The sequence below is a fragment of the Bergeyella zoohelcum ATCC 43767 genome (genome assembly GCF_000301075.1).
Classification (GTDB): Bacteria; Bacteroidota; Bacteroidia; order Flavobacteriales; family Weeksellaceae; genus Bergeyella; species Bergeyella zoohelcum.
Genome location: NZ_JH932293.1, coordinates 521,349 through 542,205 on the forward strand (window position 1 = coordinate 521,349; position 20,857 = coordinate 542,205).

At 36.5% G+C, this 20,857-nt stretch carries 22 protein-coding genes and 3 tRNA genes; 8 read left to right on the forward strand and 17 right to left on the reverse strand.

Annotated features, from left to right (window positions below):
• Positions 1 to 201: 201 nt before the first annotated feature.
• Complete coding sequence (locus HMPREF9699_RS10750; protein ID WP_002662089.1) at positions 202 to 1,803, forward strand: hypothetical protein; 1,602 nt, start codon at positions 202 to 204, stop codon at positions 1,801 to 1,803.
• A gap of 91 nt (positions 1,804 to 1,894) precedes the next feature.
• On the opposite strand, the gene HMPREF9699_RS02315 is transcribed toward HMPREF9699_RS10750, so the two are convergent.
• The 13 genes from HMPREF9699_RS02315 to HMPREF9699_RS02375 form a co-directional block, all read right to left on the reverse strand.
• Positions 1,895 to 4,348, reverse strand: a complete 2,454-nt coding sequence (locus HMPREF9699_RS02315; protein ID WP_002662090.1) for a hypothetical protein — start codon at positions 4,346 to 4,348, stop codon at positions 1,895 to 1,897.
• Between the two features lie 109 nt (positions 4,349 to 4,457).
• Positions 4,458 to 5,090 carry an NAD(P)H-dependent oxidoreductase gene (locus tag HMPREF9699_RS02320; protein ID WP_002662092.1) on the reverse strand — a complete coding sequence of 211 codons (633 nt, stop codon included), beginning with the start codon at positions 5,088 to 5,090 and terminating at the stop codon, positions 4,458 to 4,460.
• Between the two features lie 3 nt (positions 5,091 to 5,093).
• Positions 5,094 to 5,573: a ribonuclease HI gene (gene rnhA / locus HMPREF9699_RS02325; RefSeq protein WP_002662093.1), complete on the reverse strand. Its 480-nt coding sequence runs from the start codon at positions 5,571 to 5,573 to the stop codon at positions 5,094 to 5,096.
• Positions 5,574 to 5,585: 12 nt separating this feature from the next.
• On the reverse strand, positions 5,586 to 7,181 hold the full coding sequence (gene dnaB / locus HMPREF9699_RS02330; protein ID WP_002662095.1) for a replicative DNA helicase: 1,596 nt from the start codon (positions 7,179 to 7,181) through the stop codon (positions 5,586 to 5,588).
• Between the two features lie 89 nt (positions 7,182 to 7,270).
• Positions 7,271 to 7,867, reverse strand: a complete 597-nt coding sequence (locus tag HMPREF9699_RS02335) for a DUF3575 domain-containing protein (protein ID WP_002662097.1) — start codon at positions 7,865 to 7,867, stop codon at positions 7,271 to 7,273.
• Positions 7,868 to 7,967: 100 nt separating this feature from the next.
• Positions 7,968 to 8,978 (reverse strand): aspartate-semialdehyde dehydrogenase, encoded by a 1,011-nt coding sequence (locus HMPREF9699_RS02340; RefSeq protein WP_002662099.1) that lies wholly within the window; start codon positions 8,976 to 8,978, stop codon positions 7,968 to 7,970.
• Between the two features lie 65 nt (positions 8,979 to 9,043).
• A complete protein-coding gene (locus HMPREF9699_RS02345) occupies positions 9,044 to 9,487 on the reverse strand; it encodes a hypothetical protein (protein ID WP_002662101.1) in 444 nt (147 codons plus the stop codon).
• 75 nt (positions 9,488 to 9,562) lie between these two features.
• Positions 9,563 to 11,689: a prolyl oligopeptidase family serine peptidase gene (locus HMPREF9699_RS02350; protein ID WP_002662102.1), complete on the reverse strand. Its 2,127-nt coding sequence runs from the start codon at positions 11,687 to 11,689 to the stop codon at positions 9,563 to 9,565.
• 183 nt (positions 11,690 to 11,872) lie between these two features.
• Positions 11,873 to 12,349, reverse strand: coding sequence for a DUF6702 family protein (locus tag HMPREF9699_RS02355; protein WP_002662104.1), 477 nt, complete (start codon positions 12,347 to 12,349; stop codon positions 11,873 to 11,875).
• A 93-nt stretch (positions 12,350 to 12,442) separates the two neighbouring features.
• Positions 12,443 to 13,201, reverse strand: coding sequence for an LOG family protein (locus HMPREF9699_RS02360; RefSeq protein ID WP_002662106.1), 759 nt, complete (start codon positions 13,199 to 13,201; stop codon positions 12,443 to 12,445).
• Between the two features lie 5 nt (positions 13,202 to 13,206).
• Positions 13,207 to 13,926, reverse strand: coding sequence for a nucleotidyltransferase family protein (locus HMPREF9699_RS02365; protein ID WP_002662108.1), 720 nt, complete (start codon positions 13,924 to 13,926; stop codon positions 13,207 to 13,209).
• A gap of 3 nt (positions 13,927 to 13,929) precedes the next feature.
• Positions 13,930 to 14,331, reverse strand: coding sequence for a RapZ C-terminal domain-containing protein (locus HMPREF9699_RS02370; protein WP_002662110.1), 402 nt, complete (start codon positions 14,329 to 14,331; stop codon positions 13,930 to 13,932).
• A 5-nt stretch (positions 14,332 to 14,336) separates the two neighbouring features.
• Complete coding sequence (locus tag HMPREF9699_RS02375) at positions 14,337 to 15,323, reverse strand: aminoglycoside phosphotransferase family protein (RefSeq protein ID WP_034985449.1); 987 nt, start codon at positions 15,321 to 15,323, stop codon at positions 14,337 to 14,339.
• Between the two features lie 93 nt (positions 15,324 to 15,416).
• Here HMPREF9699_RS02375 and xrtF point away from each other — a divergent pair, with 93 nt between their 5' ends.
• The 4 genes from xrtF to rpmA all read left to right on the forward strand — a co-directional run bounded on the left by xrtF (position 15,417) and on the right by rpmA (position 17,413).
• Entirely contained in the window at positions 15,417 to 15,941 is a 525-nt protein-coding gene (gene xrtF / locus HMPREF9699_RS02380) for an exosortase family protein XrtF (protein WP_002662114.1), read from the forward strand.
• Positions 15,941 to 16,369 carry an exosortase F system-associated membrane protein gene (locus HMPREF9699_RS02385; RefSeq protein ID WP_002662116.1) on the forward strand — a complete coding sequence of 143 codons (429 nt, stop codon included), beginning with the start codon at positions 15,941 to 15,943 and terminating at the stop codon, positions 16,367 to 16,369. The genes xrtF and HMPREF9699_RS02385 overlap by 1 nt, the downstream gene beginning before the upstream one ends.
• Before the next feature lie 234 nt (positions 16,370 to 16,603).
• Entirely contained in the window at positions 16,604 to 16,915 is a 312-nt protein-coding gene (gene rplU / locus HMPREF9699_RS02390) for a 50S ribosomal protein L21 (protein ID WP_002662117.1), read from the forward strand.
• A gap of 240 nt (positions 16,916 to 17,155) precedes the next feature.
• Complete coding sequence (gene rpmA / locus HMPREF9699_RS02395; protein ID WP_002662119.1) at positions 17,156 to 17,413, forward strand: 50S ribosomal protein L27; 258 nt, start codon at positions 17,156 to 17,158, stop codon at positions 17,411 to 17,413.
• Positions 17,414 to 17,473: 60 nt separating this feature from the next.
• Here the strand turns inward: rpmA and aat are convergent, their stop codons facing one another.
• Together aat and HMPREF9699_RS02405 are read right to left on the reverse strand one after the other, a co-directional pair.
• Positions 17,474 to 18,112, reverse strand: coding sequence for a leucyl/phenylalanyl-tRNA--protein transferase (aat, locus tag HMPREF9699_RS02400; RefSeq protein WP_002662120.1), 639 nt, complete (start codon positions 18,110 to 18,112; stop codon positions 17,474 to 17,476).
• Between the two features lie 55 nt (positions 18,113 to 18,167).
• Complete coding sequence (locus HMPREF9699_RS02405) at positions 18,168 to 18,551, reverse strand: DUF3127 domain-containing protein (RefSeq protein ID WP_002662121.1); 384 nt, start codon at positions 18,549 to 18,551, stop codon at positions 18,168 to 18,170.
• Positions 18,552 to 18,714: 163 nt separating this feature from the next.
• On the opposite strand from HMPREF9699_RS02405, the gene HMPREF9699_RS02410 reads away from it, so the two are divergent.
• The 3 genes from HMPREF9699_RS02410 to HMPREF9699_RS02420 all read left to right on the forward strand — a co-directional run bounded on the left by HMPREF9699_RS02410 (position 18,715) and on the right by HMPREF9699_RS02420 (position 18,993).
• Positions 18,715 to 18,796: transfer RNA gene (locus HMPREF9699_RS02410), tRNA-Leu, on the forward strand.
• Positions 18,797 to 18,801: 5 nt separating this feature from the next.
• A tRNA-Gly gene (locus tag HMPREF9699_RS02415) sits at positions 18,802 to 18,874 on the forward strand.
• Between the two features lie 35 nt (positions 18,875 to 18,909).
• Positions 18,910 to 18,993 (forward strand) — tRNA-Leu (locus HMPREF9699_RS02420).
• Between the two features lie 284 nt (positions 18,994 to 19,277).
• Here HMPREF9699_RS02420 and HMPREF9699_RS02425 read toward each other — a convergent pair.
• Together HMPREF9699_RS02425 and HMPREF9699_RS02430 are read right to left on the reverse strand one after the other, a co-directional pair.
• A complete protein-coding gene (locus HMPREF9699_RS02425) occupies positions 19,278 to 20,021 on the reverse strand; it encodes a hypothetical protein (protein WP_002662122.1) in 744 nt (247 codons plus the stop codon).
• Positions 20,022 to 20,077: 56 nt separating this feature from the next.
• The gene (locus HMPREF9699_RS02430) at positions 20,078 to 20,800 is read right to left on the reverse strand and encodes a hypothetical protein (protein WP_002662123.1); all 723 of its coding nucleotides are present in this window, start codon (positions 20,798 to 20,800) and stop codon (positions 20,078 to 20,080) included.
• Positions 20,801 to 20,857 lie beyond the last annotated feature (57 nt).

Genomic DNA, 20,857 nt, shown 5'->3' on the forward strand with positions numbered 1-20,857 from the left:
CTAATTGTTTTTTGGGAGGATAGGGATTTAATAAGGAATTATCTAGAAAAAGGAAAGAAATTAAAGAGTCGAAAGAATCTAAAGAATCTAAAAAATCGAAATCATCGAAACGAGTGGAATTTTTGAATCTTTTAATTTTTTCAATCCTTTAATCTTTGAATCATTTAATAATAAATAACAATCGTTTTTAAATTTAAAATTATGAACAAAACAACAATCAAGATCAGTGTGTTAGCGTTCTTAGGTTTTATGACTTATGGCTACGCACAGCAACAGCAGCAAGACCCTTACAAGGGTAAAGTAGGGGTAAACACCGTAACACCAAGTGCTACGATGGATGTACAGCCGAATAGTGATAACGCTAGAGTAGAGGCAAAAACGAATGAAGGGATTATTGCTCCTAAGCTGAGCAAAACGAGAATTGCTAATATTGAAACTCCCGTAGAAGGTACTTTGGTATATGCTACGGATGATGCTACTTCACTTATTTCTGCTTATACAGGTAATGACCCTAAAGTAGCCAAGATTACGGAAAAAGGGTACTATTTCTACAACGGCACTGAGTGGGTGAAAGCGGGGAATAATGGAACGGAAACAGAATGGGTGTATGATAATAATACAAATCGAGTGAATTTAAAAAGAAGTGGGATAAATACGAAAAAAGTATTTTATAATGAGTATGGAGGATTGAGAAATATGGATTTTGGAATGTTACAAAGTTCAGGTAATGTGACATTAAATCCAGATGATTTTACTATAAATTATTTTTCTCCTTATAATGCTACGATAAAATATTCATCTTCTGTATTTCCTTCTTCTTCATCGTATGGAAATAGATTTATGAATTACAGTTTTTTAAATATTAATGAAAATGATAATTCATCGAATGTTTATGCCGCTGGAAACAATACCATTAGTATTGGTGATAGCTCTGGGCTGTCATTTAGTCAGAATATAAATAGAGTGTTGGGGTCAATTTCTTCAGTAGCAGCGTTATCTGGGCAAACATTTGTTATTTCGAATCATAGGAATACCCTTTCTACTGGCAATGAATCAAAGGTGTCTTCAGCTTTTGCAGTAGAAAATATCTTAACACATGGTTCTACGGAAACCTTAGGGAATGCTATAGGAGTCAGAAATATACAATCTATTTTGGATAACACTACTGTAACTAACTCCTTAGCGGAACAAAATATAACAACAGTAAATAAAGGTGCAACTGTAACTAACTTACTTGGAATAAGAAATCAAATAACTGTTCAGGATGGAGGTGCAAATGTGTCTAATCTTTACGGTTTACATAATATATTTAATATAAAAACAGGTAGCACTGTTGGTAATTTCTATGGTATTAAATTAGATATGGATGCTATAGGAAATGGTACGATTAATAATACGCATTATGGATTATATATTCAAAATGTTAATAAAGCACCATTGAGAAATTTTTCCATTTATACCAATGCAGGACAAATCCGTTTTGGAGATTTAGCAAATACGAATACTGCGAATAATAATGCTGGAGCTACAGATAAGCCAGTATTTGTAACGGCAGATGGAGTGCTTAAAGTAGGTGGCTCTACAGGTGCTACACAGCTTTCAGGTATAGACGCTATGCCTTGTAATGATGCTAATAGAGGAAAAATGAACTTTATAAAAGATGTTCAAATTGCTGGAGGCGGGACGGCTGATGCTTTTGGAATATGCTTAAAAAGTTCAGATGGTAATTTCTATTGGAGATACCTTTATGGTGGTACAGGAGTTACTAATCTTACAGGGAACTTTGGAGAGAATTTAGATTAATTTTTAAGCCATAGATAAAAAGAAATAAAAGCTTTTCTCTATGGCTTTTTCTTTTGTTTCTAAAATCAACTATAAGCCTTAATCCCAAAAACTATATCAGTTGTTTTTTGAGTCCAGATAGGATGCCTTGCCAGAAAAGATTGAAGAAAGAACGGTGGGGTTCTCTTTCCACTCTATTAATTTCTATTTGGTTAGGGATTTTTTTGCTGTTGTCTCTTAGGAACAAATTGGCCACCCCAGTAAGGAAACCTCTTTTTTCTCCTGCATCATTTAAAACCGTGATTTTTAAATCTTCGAAATCTATTCCTTGTACTCCTTCTATTCCTGTTTTATCGCCTTTAAAATCGAAAGATAAACGATTGATTTGTCCTTCGGCTTTCATCTTCATATACGGTGTGATGAAATGATTGATTTTCTCAGCATTGAGGTTTTCTAGCGTTCCCTTGATGGTAAACTCATCTTTGAGACTTGCAGTGTTCATGGTCCAGATGGCTTTTAGTGGAGAGTCATTCATAAATTCCGCGGTAATCCGAATAGGGATAAGCCTTGACGAGGTTTTGGCTTTTCCTGAATGTAGATTTTGGATGTTTCCATTCAGCTGGGCAAGGATGATTTTCCCTGCACCTACACTGTTTTCTGTGTCTTCCTCATACACTAAATGAGCGTTTTTAATGTCCATATTTTTTATGAGAAGAGGAAATTTCATCTCTCGGAGCAGCTGGGAATAGAGTGGTCTGGCAGAGTTATCATCAGGAGGGATGGTACTTCTGAAAATATTGGCATCGGCACCATTTACTAATAGATGCTGAACTTCTAGAGAAGGAGTAGTATTCAGAAAATTCCATGATCCGTTCCCTGAAACCGATTTTACTTTTATGGTGTATAAATCCGCTTCCTTGGAAATCATTTGGGTGAACTGAGCTCTGGAATAACGCGGTAATACAGATAAGTCATTGATATTAAACTTTTTATTGTTAAATATTAGCTGTCCGTAGCGAATATTGTAATACTGTGTTTGGTAGGTCAGCGTCCCAGTATTTAGCTGATAGTCTGCTAATTCTATTTTAGGTTTTTCATTGATTTTTCCCCCCATGACGAAATTGTTAATCTTCAGATGGATGTTTTTTACATGGAGAGGTTGATTATTTTTAGAATATGTCAGATGAAAATTGTCCAGCCGAGTTTCTTTGATTGTTAGCTTTCCAATGGCATTTTTGATGGCTTTTACTTTTTTAGGAGTTTCTGAAATTGCAGTGAGATTACCATTAAAATTTTTTCCATGAATAGCATTAATGGTAGCGAAGAGTTGGTTGTCTTTGATTTTCCAATCTTCCACATCGCCTTTCAGTTGCTGTAAGTTCAGCTGAATTTGGGTTCCCGTTTTATTTCCTTGGAGGGTACTTACCGTATTGCCATTCAGCACGAAAGCATGAGGTGTGATATGGAGATTTTTTACGCGAATATCTTGATTTCCTGCAATATACTCTGTGTTTTCTGCACGAATGTCAAAGGTTTCATAGTTAAAAGGTAAATCTCCCTGTGCTGTGTCCTCATTCATTCTAAAATTAGATACTGCCAAATCTAGCTTTGGGGTATAGAAGTTTCTTTGTCCATTCGGTTTCACGATTTCCAATTCTGAATGGGTAAAGTTGACATTCTTTAATTCTACTTTATAGCTGAAACTTTGCTCTTTCTTTTCAGGAGCTGCCGAAGTGGTAAACATTTTTAGACGAGGGTGTTTTAGCTGTACATCGGATAGCTGAATTTTATTCTCCGTTAATACAATATCCGTGAAAGCAATCGCCTGAACCGAAACATCAAAAAGATTCCTTTTTTTAGGAAATTTTTTTTGAAACTCGTCAAAAGAGACCAAAGGTTTTAGAGTGAAGTTTTCAATGCTCATTTGCTGATTCTCTGTTCTGATTTTTTGAGCATTAAAGGCATATACATCATCGGGGCGGAAATAGATTTCTTCTCCTGAAAGATGGTATTTACTAAAAACGATAGGGATTTTTTTGCTTTCAGTCATTGGGTTCATTGCAATGTCTTCTGCCGTAACGGATAGCTTTTGGGCAGAAAGTAGTTTCTGATGATCATGACGAAAGATAGTGAGATGTCCCTCGGTAATTTGTAATTCATCCAGTGCAATGGTGGTATTTTTCTTTTTCTTCTCATTGTTTTTCGGGGGTAATACCACGGTAAGATGAGGACGAACGATATTCAGCCGAGAAGAGGAAATTTCGTTATTGAAAATGGCATCGTATAGCCCTAGCCTCCCGATTTCTATTTGCTCCACCGTGCCTTCTATTTTCGGGATTTTCGGATTGTTGTTCGGTAATGTTTTGATGTTAATGGCATGAGCGGATATATTCCCTGTGAAAATATCCACAGAAAGACTTTGGTAGTGTACTTGGTATTGGGTTTTCTTTTTAATCAGATGAGGCAATCCTCTCTGCAACCAAATATTAAAACCTATATTGAGTAACAATAGCACTCCTGCCAGAACACCTAAGGCGATGAGTGATTTTTTTAACCATTTCTTCATGGTACGAAAATAGACAATACTATTCTTCAGTGCGTTACAAGATTTTTTACTTCTATTGTATATTATTTACTTCCAAAGTCTTTGAATGGCGGAGCAATGGAGCATCTCGCTAGATAAACTCTAAAAATTTATCATTCGGTTTTCTTACTTTTTTCAGTGTTTGGAAAAAATCATCTTCGGCACGAGTGCCTAAGGCTACTGTTACTGTAACTTGCTCTTTTTGAGTATCAATTTGGAGTAAATTACCCAGCTCTTCACGGAAAAAACCTTCCATAGGGCAAGAGTCTATCCCTTCTAATGCTGCCGCAAAAACCATATTTCCTAAAAGAATATAGCTTTGTTTTTCGTTCCAGTGAAGTAGTTCATCTTCAGAATGTTGCCCTTTGTATTCTTCCACTATTTTTTTGAAAGGAGCTAGTAGCTCTACTTCCATGTTTCGGGTGGTACTGATATGATTGAAATACGCATCAATGTATTCATTATCAATTCTTTTTCTACTCACAATGACAATGAGGTGAGAACATGTGGAGACCTGAGAAGGGTTGTGAAATGCAGGAATCAGACTTTGGAGTTTTTCATCATTTTCTATTACGATGATACGATAAGGCTGTAATCCTAAGGAACTTACAGAGAGTCTTCCTGCTTCTATGATTCTTTCTATCGTATTCTTATCTATTTTTTTATTCTTATCGAATTTTTTTACAGAGTAACGATGATTTAATGCGTTGATATACTTTTCCATAGGTTAAAATAATGTATTTTTTTGATTTTCTTGTTCGAAATATTGATCGATGAGTAATTTTTCTCCTTGTGAAGCTGCTACAGCAAGCCGATCTACTAATTCATTTTCAGGATGCCCAGCATGTCCTCTAATCCAGTGAAAAGTAGGGTTAAATTTTCTATACAAAACATACAATCTCTTCCATAAATCTGGATTTTTTACTTTGGCGAATCCTTTTTTTACCCAGCCATGAATCCAGTTTTTATTAAAAGCATCAGATACATATCGGCTATCGGTAAATATCTCCACTTTTAATTCATTGGTTTTGAGCTGTTCCAGTCCTATGATAACCGCTAATAGCTCCATTCGGTTATTGGTAGTATTTCGGAATCCCGCACTGATTTGTTTTTCATGTGGGGTGCCTACTACCCGAAGAAGTACCCCAAAGCCTCCTTTCCCAGGATTTCCACTGCATGCACCATCGGTAAAAATATGAACTTTCATCATGATTACTGGTTAATAAGGGAAATCTTCATCTTCGTCCAAATCATTCATAGAGGAACCTAAATTTTCGTAGTTCATGGCGGAGCCACTCGGCTGGATATCAAATGCTGCACTGGGGTCTATGGTTTGTTTAATGGTTTGATATCCAGTGTTATCTATTGCAGAGCCAGTATTAGAAAAGCCGTAGCTATCTCCATAGACATCTAAGTCTGCAAATTTTGCAATATTTTTAAAGAATGATAATCGGACATCTGCTGTGGCACCATTTCTATGCTTTGCAATGATGATTTCGGCCTGATTTTCGGTTCTCGTTTGGGCATCTTCGGGGTCATTGTCCCAATGTTCTATTTTATAATATTCGGGTCTGAAGATAAATGAAACGATGTCCGCATCTTGTTCTATGGCTCCAGATTCTCTCAGGTCAGAGAGTTGTGGTCTTTTATTGGGTCTCGTTTCCACGCTTCTTGAGAGCTGGGAAAGAGCGATGACAGGGACATTAAGCTCTTTAGCAATGGCTTTCAATGAACGGGAGATGGTAGCGATTTCTTGCTCACGGTTTCCTCCTTTACCTCCTGTATTTGCGGTCATGAGCTGTAAATAATCTACCATGATGATTTTTACGCCATGCTGCATTACTAACCTTCTGCACTTTGCTCTAAAATCAAACACGGAGAGTGATGGAGTTTCATCAATATAGAGCGGAGCGTTTTCTAATGCCGAAACATTATTAAACAATCTATTCCATTCATCGTCTTCTAAGGTCCCTTTTCTGAGTTTCTCAGAGGAGATTTGGGTTTCAGAGGCAATCATTCTGGTAATGAGCTGTACGGATGCCATTTCCAGAGAGAATAATGCCATAGGAATCTGATGTTCTACAGCGATATTTCTAGCCATAGAGAGAAGAAAAGCCGTTTTTCCCATAGCAGGACGAGCAGCAATGATGATGAGGTCTGAGTTTTGCCAGCCTCCAGTTTCCTTATCTAACGCAGTAAACCCTGATGGAACTCCAGATAATCCTTCTTTGTCTTTGAGAGATTTAATGGTTTCTATGGCTTCCTTTACGAGTTTTTTGGCATCGTCAAATCCCTTTTTAATGGTCCCATTGGTGATGTCAAAGAAACTTTTTTCCGCATTTTCCAAAAGCTCAAACACATCGGTAGATTCTTTATAGGAATTATCAATCACATCTGAAGAAATCCCAATAAGGCTTCTGAGAATGTATTTTTCTTGGATTACTCTCACATAATACTCTACATTGGCACTGCTGGAGACGCCTGTAGTAAGGTCTATGATATAGTGGTCTCCACCTGCGGCTGCCAGTTTTCCTTCTTTTTTTAATTCATTAATTACCGTTACCATATCCACAGGGAGGTAATTCATGTACATTCTGTGAATGGTTTCAAAGATGGTCTGATGCCTTGGGTCATAAAGATGGTCAGGGGTAAGGAGTTCTATGGTATAGTCTAATCCCTTTCTATCAATTAATAGAATACCGATGACCAGTTTTTCATAATCTATGGCATTAGGAGGCATTTTTCCTTGGGCTAAGGAAATTTCTTTGGCAGAATTTGCCGTGTGAGTAAATGCGTTTGGATTTTTCTGTGCCATTGAGCAAAGATAGTGTTTTTAAAAAAGTAAAAAGAAATCTGCATGACAAAAAGCCATGCAGAATAATTTAAAATATTGACTATTAGTTATTAAAATCTAATTCCTACACCTAGCATTCCCTTTGCGAAAATAGGTTCCCCTAAATCTGAACCTAACCTCCTTCCAATTCCTAAAGAAGCTTCGAAGAGAATATTTCCTTTGGTTTCCCATTTTCCACCAAATCCTACACCAAATCCAAAATTAGTTTCCTTTTTATTATGGTATATGTTAGGAAAATATAGTCCATAATCGTAATGCCCGTAATAAGCTATTGTGTCATACTTCTGTCCAATTACCCCTGTAAATCCTTCAAGGAAAAATCCTCTTGCCCATTTTTTTCCGAAATAGTAGCGGTAGTGAGGTAAGATATGCCAGTAAGATGTATTCCCTACTACATAGTCATCTAAAATGAAAATTGTAGAAACACCAATGCCCGAATCTTTATTGATGTGATGTTCATAAGATACATTAACTACCCCTAAGATTAAAGCGATAGGATTGAGCACGATGTCATTTCGTTTTTCTGATGCGGATTCTTGCATGACAGCCACAATCGCTTCTTCTTGAGCCTTATCCATGTTTTTTGTTTCTTGTGCCATAGCAAAAGACAGCATGAGTGCACAAACGAGCGTTAAGATTTTTTTCATTCTATGATTTTTTAAGATGGACAAATTTAACTAAAAAAATGAAACAGAGAAATAATGTTTTTAATTCATTATTGCTCTGTTTTTGGCAGTATTATGAGCATTATGCCCATCCTTTTTTTACCAAGTATTCTGCGATTTGTACCGTATTAGTAGCAGCTCCTTTTCTGAGGTTATCGGCTACTATCCAGCAGTTAAGCGTATTGGGCTGAGAAGGGTCCCTACGAATTCTTCCTACAAAAACTTCATCTTTCCCTTCGGTGTAGAGTGGCATGGGGTATATTTGATTCGCTACATCGTCTTGAACGATGACCCCTGGTGTTTCTGAAAGTATTTTTTTTACTTCATCTAACTCAAAATCATTTTCAAATTCTATATTCACGCTCTCAGAATGCCCTCCTTGTACAGGGACACGCACAGCGGTAGCGGTGAGCTGGAAAGTATCATCTCCCATAATTTTGAGTGGCTCTCTCATCAGTTTAAGCTCTTCTTTGGTATAGTCTGATTCATCAAAAACATCACATTGTGGCAGAGCGTTTTTAAATATCTCATAAGGATAAACTTTCTTTACGCTAATATTATCCGTGCCTTTTACGGTGTTTTCTATTTCGGCATTGAGTTGGTCCACAGCTGCTTTTCCTGTTCCTGTTACCGATTGATAAGTGGAAACTACCACTCTTTTAAGTTTATATTTTTTGTGTAGAGGGTGAAGCACCATGACCAGCTGAATGGTAGAGCAGTTGGGGTTGGCAATGATTTTATCTTCTGCGGTTAATACATCGGCATTGATTTCGGGTACTACTAATTTTTTAGTTGTATCCATTCTCCACGCAGAAGAATTATCCACTACGGTGGTGCCTACTTTGGCGAATTGAGGTGCCCATTCTAAAGAGGTACTACCACCTGCCGAGAAAAGAGCAATCTGAGGTTTCATCTCCATAGCAGTTGATAAGGAAACAACAGGATACTCCTTGTTTTTGTACCGAATGGTCTTCCCTACCGAACGCTCTGAGGCTACGGGAATGAGTTCTGTTAATGGAAAATTTCTTTCTTCTAAAATTTTTAACATCACTTGTCCCACCATACCTGTGGCACCTACTACAGCTACTTTCATAGATTTTTTTACTGAATGATTATGAAAAAAGAAAGCAAGGTAAATTGCACCTTGCTTCTGTAATTTTATTTATTAAATAACCTTGCAAAAGGGAATGCGTAAAAGAATAATAACAAAGCAATGGCACTCATGATGACAATGCCTGTGGTAAGTCTATCGTTGGTTTTTACTTTTTTATTGACAATGGTCATAAGCACTGCAGCGATGAGCATGGAAGTAGGGTGTTCTATAAAAGTTACTCTGTTATAGGCGTCTCCCATAAGGTTTTTCATCACATTTCCACTGTCTAAGATGGCCTGAAAACCTTTAGAAGTGAAAAGCATGAGAAGCCCCGCAATGAACTGAACATGAAAGAAAATCATGGTAAAGAGGGTAGATTTTCTCAGTAGTTTATTGATTTTTCCCGAGTAGCCCAGCATAGCCGCTAATAAAGCGAATACAAATACCGCCACCAATAGCAATGCTAGATAGGCAAAGCCTCTGTGAGCATTTAATACAATTTTATCCATTTTTTAAATTATTTTTTGTGGAGCAAAGATAAACATTCCCAATCGTATTTATTTAGATTGGGAATGAAATTTATTTTATTTTTTCTTTGGCAACGCTTTGATTCCCATTTCATAGAGTGCGAAGCTCAGTAAATCTGTATTTTCTCCGATGACTTGTTCGGTGCTTCTTCCTGCACCGTGTCCTGCGTTGATTTCTATTCGCATAAGGGTAGGCGAAGAACAGGATTGTTTTTTCTGTAATTCTGCTCCGAATTTAAAGGAATGAGCAGGAACTACACGGTCATCATGGTCGCCGGTAATCACCATCGTAGAAGGGTAGCAAACTCCTTCATGCACATTGTGAACAGGAGAATAGCCTTTTAGATATTCAAACATTTCTTTAGAATCTTGTGCCGTACCATAGTCGTACGCCCAGCCTGCACCTGCCGTAAACTGGTTGTATCGGAGCATGTCCAAAACCCCCACACCTGGGAAAGCCACTTTCGCTAAGTCAGGACGCATGGTCATGGTAGCTCCTACTAATAGCCCTCCATTAGAACGCCCAGAAAGTGCCATATACTTAGGAGAAGTGTAGCCATTTTTCTGTAAATATTCCCCTGCAGCGATGAAGTCTTCGAATACATTTCTTTTCTGCATTTTGGTACCTGCTACATGCCATTTTTTACCATACTCTCCGCCTCCTCTTAGGTTAGGAACAGCGTAGATTCCTCCATTTTCCATCCAGATGGCATTTACTACAGAGAAACTTGGTGTAAGGCTGATATTAAAACCGCCATATCCGTAAAGAATAGTAGGATTTTTACCATCTTTTTTAAGTCCTTTCTTGTAGGAAATCATCATAGGAACTTTAGTACCATCTTTAGAAGTAAAGAACACTTGTTCAGAAATATAATCGTCTGGGTTAAACTTTACATTCGGTCTGTAATATAGGTCAGATGTTCCATTTTCTACATGGTAAGAATAGGTGGTAGAAGGCATGATATAATTACTGAAAGAGAAATAAATATTCTTTTCTGTTTTTTTACCGCTAAAGCCGCCTGCTGTTCCTTTGCCAGGGAGGGAGATTTCTCGGATTTTTCTTCCATTATAGTCATACTGTATCACATAGGAAACGGCATCTTTAATATATTTTGCAAAGAGGTACCCACCTCCTGTAGAGATGCTGAGTACATTTTCCGTTTCAGGAATTACAGTAGTCCATTGGCTAGGATTCTTCAGACTGAATTTTACTAATTTCTTATTGGGAGCATCTTTATCCGTGATGGCATAGAAAGTGTCTCCGTCATTGTCTATAATATTGGTGCTTTGTTTGTATCCAGTTTGTACGGGGATGAATTTTCCTTTTTTGTCAGAAGCTTTTCGGATGTATATTTCATTGCCATAAGTAGCATTGGCGGCAGAAAGGATAAGGTATTTTTGGTCATCGGTTACTGAAACATAGAGGTATCTTCTTTTGAAGTCTTCCCCACCGATGATACGCTCATCTTGGCTACTTGGTGTGCCTAATTTGTGAAAATACACTTGGTGCATATCTGTCATTCCTGAGAGCATACTTCCATCTTTGGGCTGGTCATACTTAGAGTAGAAGAAGCCTTCGTTATTGAGCCAAGAGGCACCACTAAACTTAGCGAGGATAGGCTCCCCGATGATTTTTTTAGTTTCTACATCCATGGTGATGATTTTTACCCAGTCCGAGCCTCCTTCAGAGATGGCATACGCTACTAGAGTGCCATCTTTGGTGAAAGAAACACTAGAAAGCGAAGTAGTGCCGTCTTTAGACATGGTATTCGGGTCTAGGAATACTTCAGTTTTACCATCTGCAGATTTTCTGTACAATACTGCTTGTGGCTGTAGCCCATTATTTTTGTAGAAATATTCATATTTGCCTTCCTTGAAAGGAGCAGATACTTTTTCATAGTTCCAAATGGCTCTCAGCTCTTTTCTCATTTGCTCACGGAAAGGAATTTTAGCTAAGTATTTTTCTGTAAATTCAGATTGTTCTTTTACCCATTGCTTGGTTTCTGCACTGCGGTCATCTTCCAGCCAACGGTAAGGGTCTTTTACCTCTGTACCAAAATACACATCAGTATGTGCTACAGTCTTAGTGGATGGGTAATTCATGTTTGATTTTTTTACTCCTGAATTGCTTGCACAAGATACTAATGCGATTCCTGCGGCAATTCCTAAATATTTTCTGTACATAAAAGTGAATAATTTTGTCCAAAAATACTAATTTTTTGGTCGAAACGGTTCAAAATAGGAACTTATGCTATAAAATTGTGATATGGGGAATAAAATATGGAGTATTTTTTTTGCACAATATGCGAGACTACACAGGGGATATGAAACAAATAAAAAACCACACCGTAAAGATGTGGTTTTATTTTAAAACTTAATTTCTTCTATTTCTTTTCCTTTCATAAAGTTCATGGTTTTTTGCTGTCCCTTATAAGCGATGTTTACCAGATTAAGTTGCTTAGGAAAGTGATGAACTAAAATAGAGTTCTTTATTCTTAAGCTGCTGATGCTGGAAACGCCGCTCGTTTCAAAATAGACCCATACCGTTTCACCACTCACTTGGCTTCCTGTAAAGGTAAGTGTTTTAGGGCTTCCATTGATGGCTACATTAAAGTTGGTGTTCATATATTTTTTCACTTCAGCTTCAAAGCCTGCGGTGTTGGCATTGATTTTTAGTGCTTCCGAAATATGGTGCGTATTGAGCTTTGTGGTGAATTTTAGCGTTCCAGAGCCATCTATAAAGTCTATCTTCGTCATAGAAGACTGAAAGCCTTGTGCATTCATCATATGCATAGAACAAATTAACATGATGGCAAAACCAATGTATCTATAAAGTGTTTTCATTTTTTTGATTTTTTTTAACATCTTTTTAACTGACAAATAACATGCCATGGGGGGATTTTATAAAAGACACAGAATGTAACTGGTCCTCTCCATCTAGAAATTTACATGAATACTGTATTTGTCATAAAAGGCTTTAATGTGTGCTACAGCCTCTTCCGCGGTATCCACTACACGGAAAAGATGTAGGTCTTCTTCAGAAATCATTTTTTGCTGGAGCAGCGTATCCTTGAACCAGTCTAAAAGTCCACACCAAAATTCTGAACCTACTAAAATGATAGGGAATCGGGCAATTTTAAAGGTCTGAATGAGTGTTAATGCTTCTGAAAGTTCATCTAAAGTACCGAATCCTCCTGGCATTACTACGAATCCTTGAGAGTATTTCACGAACATTACCTTTCTTACAAAGAAATAATTAAAATCCATAGAATAATGCTTGTCAATGTATGGATTAAAATGCTGCTCAAAAGGGAGTTCTATATTCAGCCCGATGGATTTTCCACCTGCTTGTTTTGCTCCTTTATTTCCTGCTTCCATGATACCAGGTCCTCCACCTGTAATGATACCGAATCCTATTTCTGTAATTTTTTCGGCAATTTCTACTGCTATTTGGTAATATTTATCCTCAGGTTTTAGCCTTGCAGACCCGAAAATAGAAACGCAAGGTCCTATTTTTGCCAGTTTATCATAGCCATCTACCAGTTCAGACATCACCTTGAAAACCATCCAGCTGTCTTTATTGATGGTTTCATCCCATGTTTTTTCTTGAAAGTGTTTTTTTACGCGTTGGTCTATTTCTTGGCTCGCATCTGCAATGGCTTTGGTAAAGCCTTTTTCTCTTTTAATTTTGCTCATAATGTTTATTTAAAAAAAATTTCAGCTTCTATTATAGATTCTGGTCTTCCTACATCTATGAATAGAGCGTTGTGCTGATATCCTTTTATAGTGTGTTCTTTCATCAAGTCAAGGTACTCTTCCATGATGGAAAATTTTCCCCTTCTTCTCATTAGTTTCAGGAAATTAGAATGAATACAATGGATACCGCTGAACGCGAGGGATTTTAAATTATCCATTTTCTCTTCCTCGCAAAGTTTTGTTTCTCCTGTATTTTTATTCTGCCACCCTTTGAGTTCCATTTCGGTGTTAAACAAAAGTCTTCTAGAGCTGTTTCTGTCGGAAACGGCTAAGGAAATTAGGTTTTTGTGGTCTTCGTGATATTTTATGAAGTCTCTGATATTTAGGGTGGTAAGAATGTCCGCATTCATTACAAGGAAATCTTCTTCCTTTTCTAAGTATTCTCGGGCAAAAATCAAGCCACCCCCTGTTTCTAGGAGTTCTTTTCTTTCATCAGAAATTTGAATATTAGCTCCAAAATGTTTTTTTTCTTCGAGAAAATCAATGATTTGTTGTCCGAAATGATGGATGTTAATAATGAAATCTTGGATGCCGTAGGACTGTAGATAGCGGATATTTCTTTCCAGTAAGGGGATGCCATTTACGGGGGCTAAAGCCTTAGGATGTTTTAGTGTAAAAGGCTGTAAACGCGTTCCTTTTCCTGCTGCGAATATGAATGCTTTCATGGTTTAGTTCAGTTGGGGCTGTTCGTCATGGGTAATGCTTACTTGGGTTTGGGGATATTTTTCTTTGATAAATTCTGCAATTTTCTCTGCCGAATACACCGAACGATGCTGTCCGCCTGTACACCCGAAATTGATTTGAAGATGCTCAAAGTTCCGATTTAGGTAGTCTTCTATCGTGATGGAGATTAAGGCTTTAATATTGGTTAAAAATTGAGGCATCATGGTTTTTTGTTCCAGATATTCTTGAACGGCAATATCTTTTCCCGTTTGGGATTTATATTCGTCTATTCTTCCTGGATTCAAGATGCCACGGCAATCAAAACAAAAGCCACCGCCATTTCCGGTTTCATCTTTTGGATATCCTTTTTTTTTGTATGAAAAACTGTGAATGTCTATGTGTAACATGTTTATTAATAAGGTATTTGTTTTTTGTTGATTTTTTCAATAAGCTGGAATAGTTCAGGGAAGTTTTTCATTACTTCCCATTCCAGTGCGGTTTGTTTTAAGTTTTCTATGCCCTGTGGGATGCTTTGGAGGAAATGTTCCTTCTTTTGAACTAGCCCCCTGAAACCGTATGCCCCCAAAACTTGTAGATTTCTTATCAATCTTATAGGCATTATGGCTGCTCTCAAAAGTGTTTTTTCATCTTCGTTATCAAATAGCTCAATATAAAACGCTATCATTTCCTTTCTAAAACTTTCAGGAAAGTTGGCTTTTGCTTGATAGAGGAAAGAAACCACATCGTATAGGAGTGTTCCATACATGGCACTTTGATAGTCAATGAAATATACATTGTTTTCTTTTACCATGATATTCCTTGCTTGGAAGTCCCTCATCATTAAGCCTTTCGGTTCAAGGTTTTCAATGATTTCCGAGAGCTGGTAAAACTCTTGGATGAGCAGTGATTTTTGGTATTCTATCTCTAAGACATCTACAAACATGAATTTGAAATAAAATAAATCATGAATAATGGGAATATGATTGTATGCTTTATATTCAAATGATTGAGAGTAGTCTATTTTATCTTTTGTTTTGGTTTGAAACTCAAACAACTGGAGTAAAGATTTTTGTACTAAACTTATTACTCTTTCACTGAGTCCTTCTTTTTCAATGATTTGTGAGAGTGTTTCATCGCCGAGGTAGGACTGAATATAGGATTTTTGGTCATCGGAAACTCCAATAATGGTAGGTGCATGGAGCTGTAGTGAGGAAAAAACCTCCGAAAAATACAAAAAACTGCGGTTCTCTGCTATATTTTCATTTTGGGTAATGACGAATTTTTCAGTTCCAGCAGAAGCGATGAAGTTTTTTCTTGCAGAGCCACTTGCGGGGAGTGGGATGATTTCATCTGCTTTGGTTTGTGCGATACTTTCAAAAAAAGTTTGTAAATTTTCCATGTCCAAAGACAAAGATAATGATTTTATGAAAAATAGCACATAGCTAGAGTTTTATCTAGATAGAAAATATTTTGAATTACTTATCTTTGTAACATGCTAAAAGATTTAAAACCTGCACTTGGAATACTTTTCCGTTTTATCCTTATCTATTTTGTTTTATTTATAGGGTATCAATGGTATTTAAAGAGTACAGAAGTGGGAGGATTAGACCCATATTCACGGTGGGTAGCAGGGCAGGTGAATACGGTTCAAGAATTTTTAGGATATCCTTCCCATACAGAGCATTTTCCACAATGGAGTACCGAATATTTTTATATCAATCATCAGGCCGTAACGCGTATGGTGGAGGGATGTAATGCAATATCAGTGATGATGCTTTGCATCGCGTTTGTTTTTGCTTTTTATCAAGGTGGAAAAACTTGGTGGTATGCGGTAGGGAGTATATGCTTTTTACATGTCATCAATGTCTTAAGGATAGCGGGAATCAATTTGATTTATGTGGAATATGAAGCCTATAGTGAGCCTGCCCATGATTACCTTTTTCCTGTGGTGATTTATGGAAGTGTAGTAGGGATATGGCTGGTGTGGATGAAAATGGTAAATAAAAATACGAAATAATGAAATGGACGTCTATTATTGTTTGTATTACTTCTATTTTGGGGCTTATTTCGGTAAGAGCTTTTGAGGGCGAGTGGTTTTATGACCCGATGCTGCAGTATTTTAAAGAGGCACAATTTTCAATGTCTTTACCTCATTATGAGGGCGTAAAGTTGAGTTTTCATCATTTGTATCGTTTTTTATTGAATTCTATTTTTTCGCTGGGGTTGATTTATGGATTGTATAAAAATATCAATTATCTGAAAATCAGCATTATTATTATGTGGATGAGTTTTCTGCTGTGCTATCCTTTTTACTACTATATGTTAGAGACGGATATGGCATTCGGGTATGCAGTTACTTTTTTTCTTCGTAGATTGGTTATTCAGCCTATGCCATTATTCTTACTCATTCCACTATTCTACTATTTAAGAAAGAAGCAGATGTGAATCAATAAGTGAATAACTGTCATTATTGTTTTTTTAAGTAAGTGAATAGTGTGAAAATTATTGATAATGATTGATAATGATTGTTTTATACTGTATTATTCAAGGTTTGAATTTACTTGGAAAGGTTTTCATAAATAATGATGCGTTTTTTCTTTTGTCAAATGAAATAAAAACACTATATTTGCCCACTGAAGTAATTATTTAAAATTTATTAACTTAAAACCCAATAAAACAATGTTTGCAATTGTAGAGATAGCAGGGCTTCAATACAAAGTTGAGCAAGACCAAAAGTTGTTTGTAAACCGTTTGAAAGGAGAAAAAGGTTCGAAAGTTTCTTTTGATAAAGTTCTTCTTACTGTAAATGGGACTACAACTGTGGGCGCCCCAGCTGTAAGTGGCATCACGGTAGATGCTGAAATTCTTGACCATGTTCAAGCGGATAAAGTAATCGTTTTCAAGAAGAAAAGAAGAAAAGGTTACAAAGTGAAGAATGGTCATAGACAACAATTAACTCAGATAGTAATTACTGGAATTACAGGTTTTTAATAAGTTAAGAGACAGGATTCTCTTATTCAGATTAAAAATTATAATTTCGGGGAAAACAAGAGTTAAAATTATAAGAAAATCAGTTTTATCTCAAGCTAAAAAACTTAACTGTAGTATTGAGAAAAACTTTGAGTAAAAATAACTCAGGTATGCAAAAATAGGTGTACTTATTGAGGAAAATATTACTCAGCTGTAAAGAGTTAAAAAAATAACAAACCCCCTTAAAAAACCTTTAATAAAATGGCACACAAGAAAGGAGTTGGTAGTTCCAAAAACGGTAGAGAATCTCACTCTAAAAGATTAGGAGTTAAGATTTTCGGAGGACAAGAAGCGATTGCCGGTAACATCATTGTAAGACAAAGAGGTACCGAGCATCATCCAGGTGAAAATGTGGGAATGGGTAAAGACCATACACTTTTTGCTTTGGTAGATGGAACCGTAGTTTTCAGAAAGAAAGCGAATAACAGATCTTTCGTATCTGTAGAGCCAAACGCTTAGTCTATAAGTGTTTGTAAATAATTCACCTCAGCATAATTGCTGAGGTTTTTGTGTTTATCTTCAGCTGTCATGCAGAAAAGCAAGAAAATCTAATTTTGAGATGAAACAAGCCCCCAGACTCTCTAAATGCTCACTATGCACTTGATAGTCAATAAGTGTATATCGGTTTTTATTTCTAGATACAAAATTCATGAAGCCCGCTTTAGAGGCATTACTTACTTTACTGAACATGCTTTCTCCGCAAAAAACACTTCTTATTTCTAAACCATAGAATCCACCTACCAGTACATTGTCTTGCCACACTTCTATGCTTTTCGCTATTCCTTTTTGGTGTAACTCACAGAAACCTTTGATGAGTTCTTCAGAAATCCAAGTGCCATCTTGTGCTTTCCGATAAGCGGTTTGGCAGTTTCTCATAACTTCTTCAAAACACTGATTTTCAGTAAATGAGAATGTATTCCTATCCAAAATCTTTCGCATGGATTTGGAGATTTTCAGTTCGTCAGGAAATAAAACAAAACGAGGATCGGGACTCCACCAAAGAATTTCTTCCCCTGGACTGTACCAAGGGAAAATACCTAAAGAATAAGCCTCTAAAAGCCTTTTAGGAGACAAATCTCCTCCCGCAGCAATGAGCCCTTGCATCGGGTGATAATGAAGTGGGTCAGGAAATGGCGTATGTTCTTGTAGAATAATCATAATAAAAAAAATCCTACCATAAAGATAGGATATTGAGGGTTAATTTCAGTTAAGATTAGAATGGTAAGTCATCATCATCATCACCGAAAACATTTTGATTTTCTGTAGAGGTAGTTTGCGGTGTGTTGTTTTGCTGCGGAGCAGGAGTAGATGGATTAAAATGGGCACCCATTTTTTCTACTCTCCATCCTGTAATAGAGTTAAAATATTTCACTTCTCCTTGTGGATTTGTCCATTCTCTTCCTCTAATATTGATGCCTACCTTTACTTCGTCTCCTTCATTGAGGGTATCTAAGAGTGCAATTTTTTCAGAAAGAAACTCAATATTAATGGGCTGTGGATATTGTTCTTGGGTAAGAAGCACCATTTCTCTTTTTTGAAATCCAGACGCAAAAGTTTGAATGTCAAATATTTTCTTTACAGTACCTTGTAATTCCATAAATATGCTATTTTAAGATTGTAAAATTACTCATAAGATTTCAAACAAAAAAACGAAAAAAGGGAAAAATATTTTTTTGAAAAAAATGTAAAAATATTTGGTGGAAATAAAATAAATGGTGTATATTTGCACTCACAAACGAAAAGGGGTTCTTTTTATAATTGCGGATGTGGTGTAATTGGTAGCCACGCCAGACTTAGGATCTGGTGCCGAGAGGCGTGGGGGTTCGAGTCCCTTCATCCGCACAATTGCGAAAATAGCTCAGTTGGTAGAGCACAACCTTGCCAAGGTTGGGGTCGCGGGTTCGAATCCCGTTTTTCGCTCGAAAGGAAGAAGTGAGTAGCTTCTTTTTTTTTCTGCCCTGGTGGTGGAATTGGTAGACACGCAGGACTTAAAATCCTGTGCTCGCAAGAGCGTACGGGTTCAAGTCCCGTCTGGGGTACACTTAACACTGTTAATCTTATGATTTTCAGTGTTTTTTTTTATTTCTATATGTTTCTATTTAGTGATGCAGGTAGGAGTAGGCATAGGGAAATCCAGTGAGGAAATATTGATTGAAAATCTATAAAAGCACCACTTCATTAAGCTTGTTGGTTTTTTCTTATGTATTCATAAATAAAAAAAGGGAACAAAATGAGTTTATTTGTTCCCCTCTATATATGCTTTTACTGTATAAATAGAGGCATTTCCTAGACAGTAAATACCTCCTTAAGTGAATCATTAAAATTATTTCATTACAGGGATACCTCTTTTAGCAATATACACAGTGTAAGCCGTTGCATAAAAGAACATTCCTGTAGCTATGATACCTATTCCGCAAAGTAGGACTCCTGCTAAAGATACAAATAGAGCCGCCACAGAAACTCCCAGTACGGTTCCATAATTTTCTTTTGCTAAATTAAAACTACTTTTTAAAGCTTCAAAAGGAGATTGTTTTTCAAATAGTACAAAACAAAAAGCAGTATATACCAGTGGTAATACTAAGAAGATAGGGAATATGCATAGCATTAATGCGACTAAAGATATAATCCAAGTCATAATTCCTAAAATGATATAGGATACGATGTTTTTGTATCCAATGAACATATCGCTGAAAGTAATAGTTTGTTCGGTTTTTCCTTTATGCATAAGATAAGCAGATGCTACATATAATGGCTGTAAAAGAAGAGAAAAAAGCATAGAAATCCCTAAAAATGTAGTATATCCAGGAGCATCCACCATGGCTGTAAATGGATCCATACGACCCGCATTTTTCATTATATACTCCTGAGCTGCTACAGCATCATAGCCTGAAATCAGTTGGGAGATGAAAGAGGAGGCGTAAGAAAGCACTATCATCATCAGGAGTAACCCAATCTGCCATCCGATGACTTTTTTATAATTTTCATACGAAGCATTAAAAATTTCGCTGAATCCCATCATAGGTCTTTCATGAGTGGAAGTGGTAGGTGTAGTAAAGTTGTTATCCATAATTTTATTTATTTTAACTCAAAAATACATATTTTTTCTCAGAGGCAGCATTATACTCAATCTTTTGTAGTAAAATAATTATTGTATAAAGCGAAAACGATTGCATTAGAAAATCCAAAGAATAAAGGAATCCCGAAAAAACTAAAAATCCCGATGTACTTGATGATGAGCCCTATTACTAAAACTACCATAATATCTACAAAATGCTTTCGTAATGTTTTAATGGTGAGCCCTATTCCCTCTATGATTCGAATATTTTTAAAAAACATGAGTGGTGCTACAAATAGGGTTATTAGCCACCATATCGGTGCTAAAATAAGCGTATTCATGGCAATATTAAAGGTAAGTATCCAAAATAAAAAATAAGAGCCTAAGGCAAAAAAGTTTCTTCCTCGGTAGCCAGTAAACAGGTCAGAGAGAGATACGGGTTCTGCCAATTGAATTTTTCTAAAAATAGCGAAAAGTCCCAAATTGAGGGGAAATAGAAAACATGAAACACCAATCATCGCCCAAGAAAAAGAAGGTGCATTAGGATGTGTAGCAATGAATTTTTGCATTTCTTCAAAGCGTTTTCCTTGGTCTATACTTTCATTTTGGGATATTTCAAAAAATCCTTTGGAAAGTTCATAATAATCCATGAGATAGAAAAAGCAGGTAATCAATAAAGAAATGAAAAGAATGCTGTAAAGAATTTGGTATAGGAGACTTTTTTTCCAAAAATAAAAAGCCATTCTGAGTACATTGGCTACAGATTCGTTTTTTTCATTAAATACAGTCATTCTTAATTATTTTTCACAAAAATAAGAGATTTTTTCGGCTTTTATGCTTTCATTGGT

Bases quoted from the DNA above. Each gene is read 5' to 3' on its own strand.
- aat (WP_002662120.1), bottom strand. From the start codon at position 18,112: ATGATTATTCTACAAGAACATACGCCATTTCCTGACCCACTTCATTAT.
- HMPREF9699_RS02335 (WP_002662097.1), bottom strand. From the start codon at position 7,867: ATGAAAAAAATCTTAACGCTCGTTTGTGCACTCATGCTGTCTTTTGCT.
- rplU (WP_002662117.1), top strand. From the start codon at position 16,604: ATGTTTGCAATTGTAGAGATAGCAGGGCTTCAATACAAAGTTGAGCAA.
- dnaB (WP_002662095.1), bottom strand. From the start codon at position 7,181: ATGGCACAGAAAAATCCAAACGCATTTACTCACACGGCAAATTCTGCC.
- HMPREF9699_RS02405 (WP_002662121.1), bottom strand. From the start codon at position 18,551: ATGGAATTACAAGGTACTGTAAAGAAAATATTTGACATTCAAACTTTT.
- HMPREF9699_RS02320 (WP_002662092.1), bottom strand. From the start codon at position 5,090: ATGGAAAAGTATATCAACGCATTAAATCATCGTTACTCTGTAAAAAAA.
- rnhA (WP_002662093.1), bottom strand. From the start codon at position 5,573: ATGAAAGTTCATATTTTTACCGATGGTGCATGCAGTGGAAATCCTGGG.
- HMPREF9699_RS10750 (WP_002662089.1), top strand. From the start codon at position 202: ATGAACAAAACAACAATCAAGATCAGTGTGTTAGCGTTCTTAGGTTTT.
- HMPREF9699_RS02360 (WP_002662106.1), bottom strand. From the start codon at position 13,201: ATGAGCAAAATTAAAAGAGAAAAAGGCTTTACCAAAGCCATTGCAGAT.
- HMPREF9699_RS02370 (WP_002662110.1), bottom strand. From the start codon at position 14,331: ATGTTACACATAGACATTCACAGTTTTTCATACAAAAAAAAAGGATAT.
- HMPREF9699_RS02355 (WP_002662104.1), bottom strand. From the start codon at position 12,349: ATGAAAACACTTTATAGATACATTGGTTTTGCCATCATGTTAATTTGT.
- HMPREF9699_RS02385 (WP_002662116.1), top strand. From the start codon at position 15,941: ATGAAATGGACGTCTATTATTGTTTGTATTACTTCTATTTTGGGGCTT.
- HMPREF9699_RS02345 (WP_002662101.1), bottom strand. From the start codon at position 9,487: ATGGATAAAATTGTATTAAATGCTCACAGAGGCTTTGCCTATCTAGCA.
- HMPREF9699_RS02350 (WP_002662102.1), bottom strand. From the start codon at position 11,689: ATGTACAGAAAATATTTAGGAATTGCCGCAGGAATCGCATTAGTATCT.
- HMPREF9699_RS02425 (WP_002662122.1), bottom strand. From the start codon at position 20,021: ATGGATAACAACTTTACTACACCTACCACTTCCACTCATGAAAGACCT.
- HMPREF9699_RS02365 (WP_002662108.1), bottom strand. From the start codon at position 13,926: ATGAAAGCATTCATATTCGCAGCAGGAAAAGGAACGCGTTTACAGCCT.
- rpmA (WP_002662119.1), top strand. From the start codon at position 17,156: ATGGCACACAAGAAAGGAGTTGGTAGTTCCAAAAACGGTAGAGAATCT.
- HMPREF9699_RS02430 (WP_002662123.1), bottom strand. From the start codon at position 20,800: ATGACTGTATTTAATGAAAAAAACGAATCTGTAGCCAATGTACTCAGA.
- HMPREF9699_RS02315 (WP_002662090.1), bottom strand. From the start codon at position 4,348: ATGAAGAAATGGTTAAAAAAATCACTCATCGCCTTAGGTGTTCTGGCA.
- HMPREF9699_RS02340 (WP_002662099.1), bottom strand. From the start codon at position 8,978: ATGAAAGTAGCTGTAGTAGGTGCCACAGGTATGGTGGGACAAGTGATG.
- xrtF (WP_002662114.1), top strand. From the start codon at position 15,417: ATGCTAAAAGATTTAAAACCTGCACTTGGAATACTTTTCCGTTTTATC.
- HMPREF9699_RS02375 (WP_034985449.1), bottom strand. From the start codon at position 15,323: ATGGAAAATTTACAAACTTTTTTTGAAAGTATCGCACAAACCAAAGCA.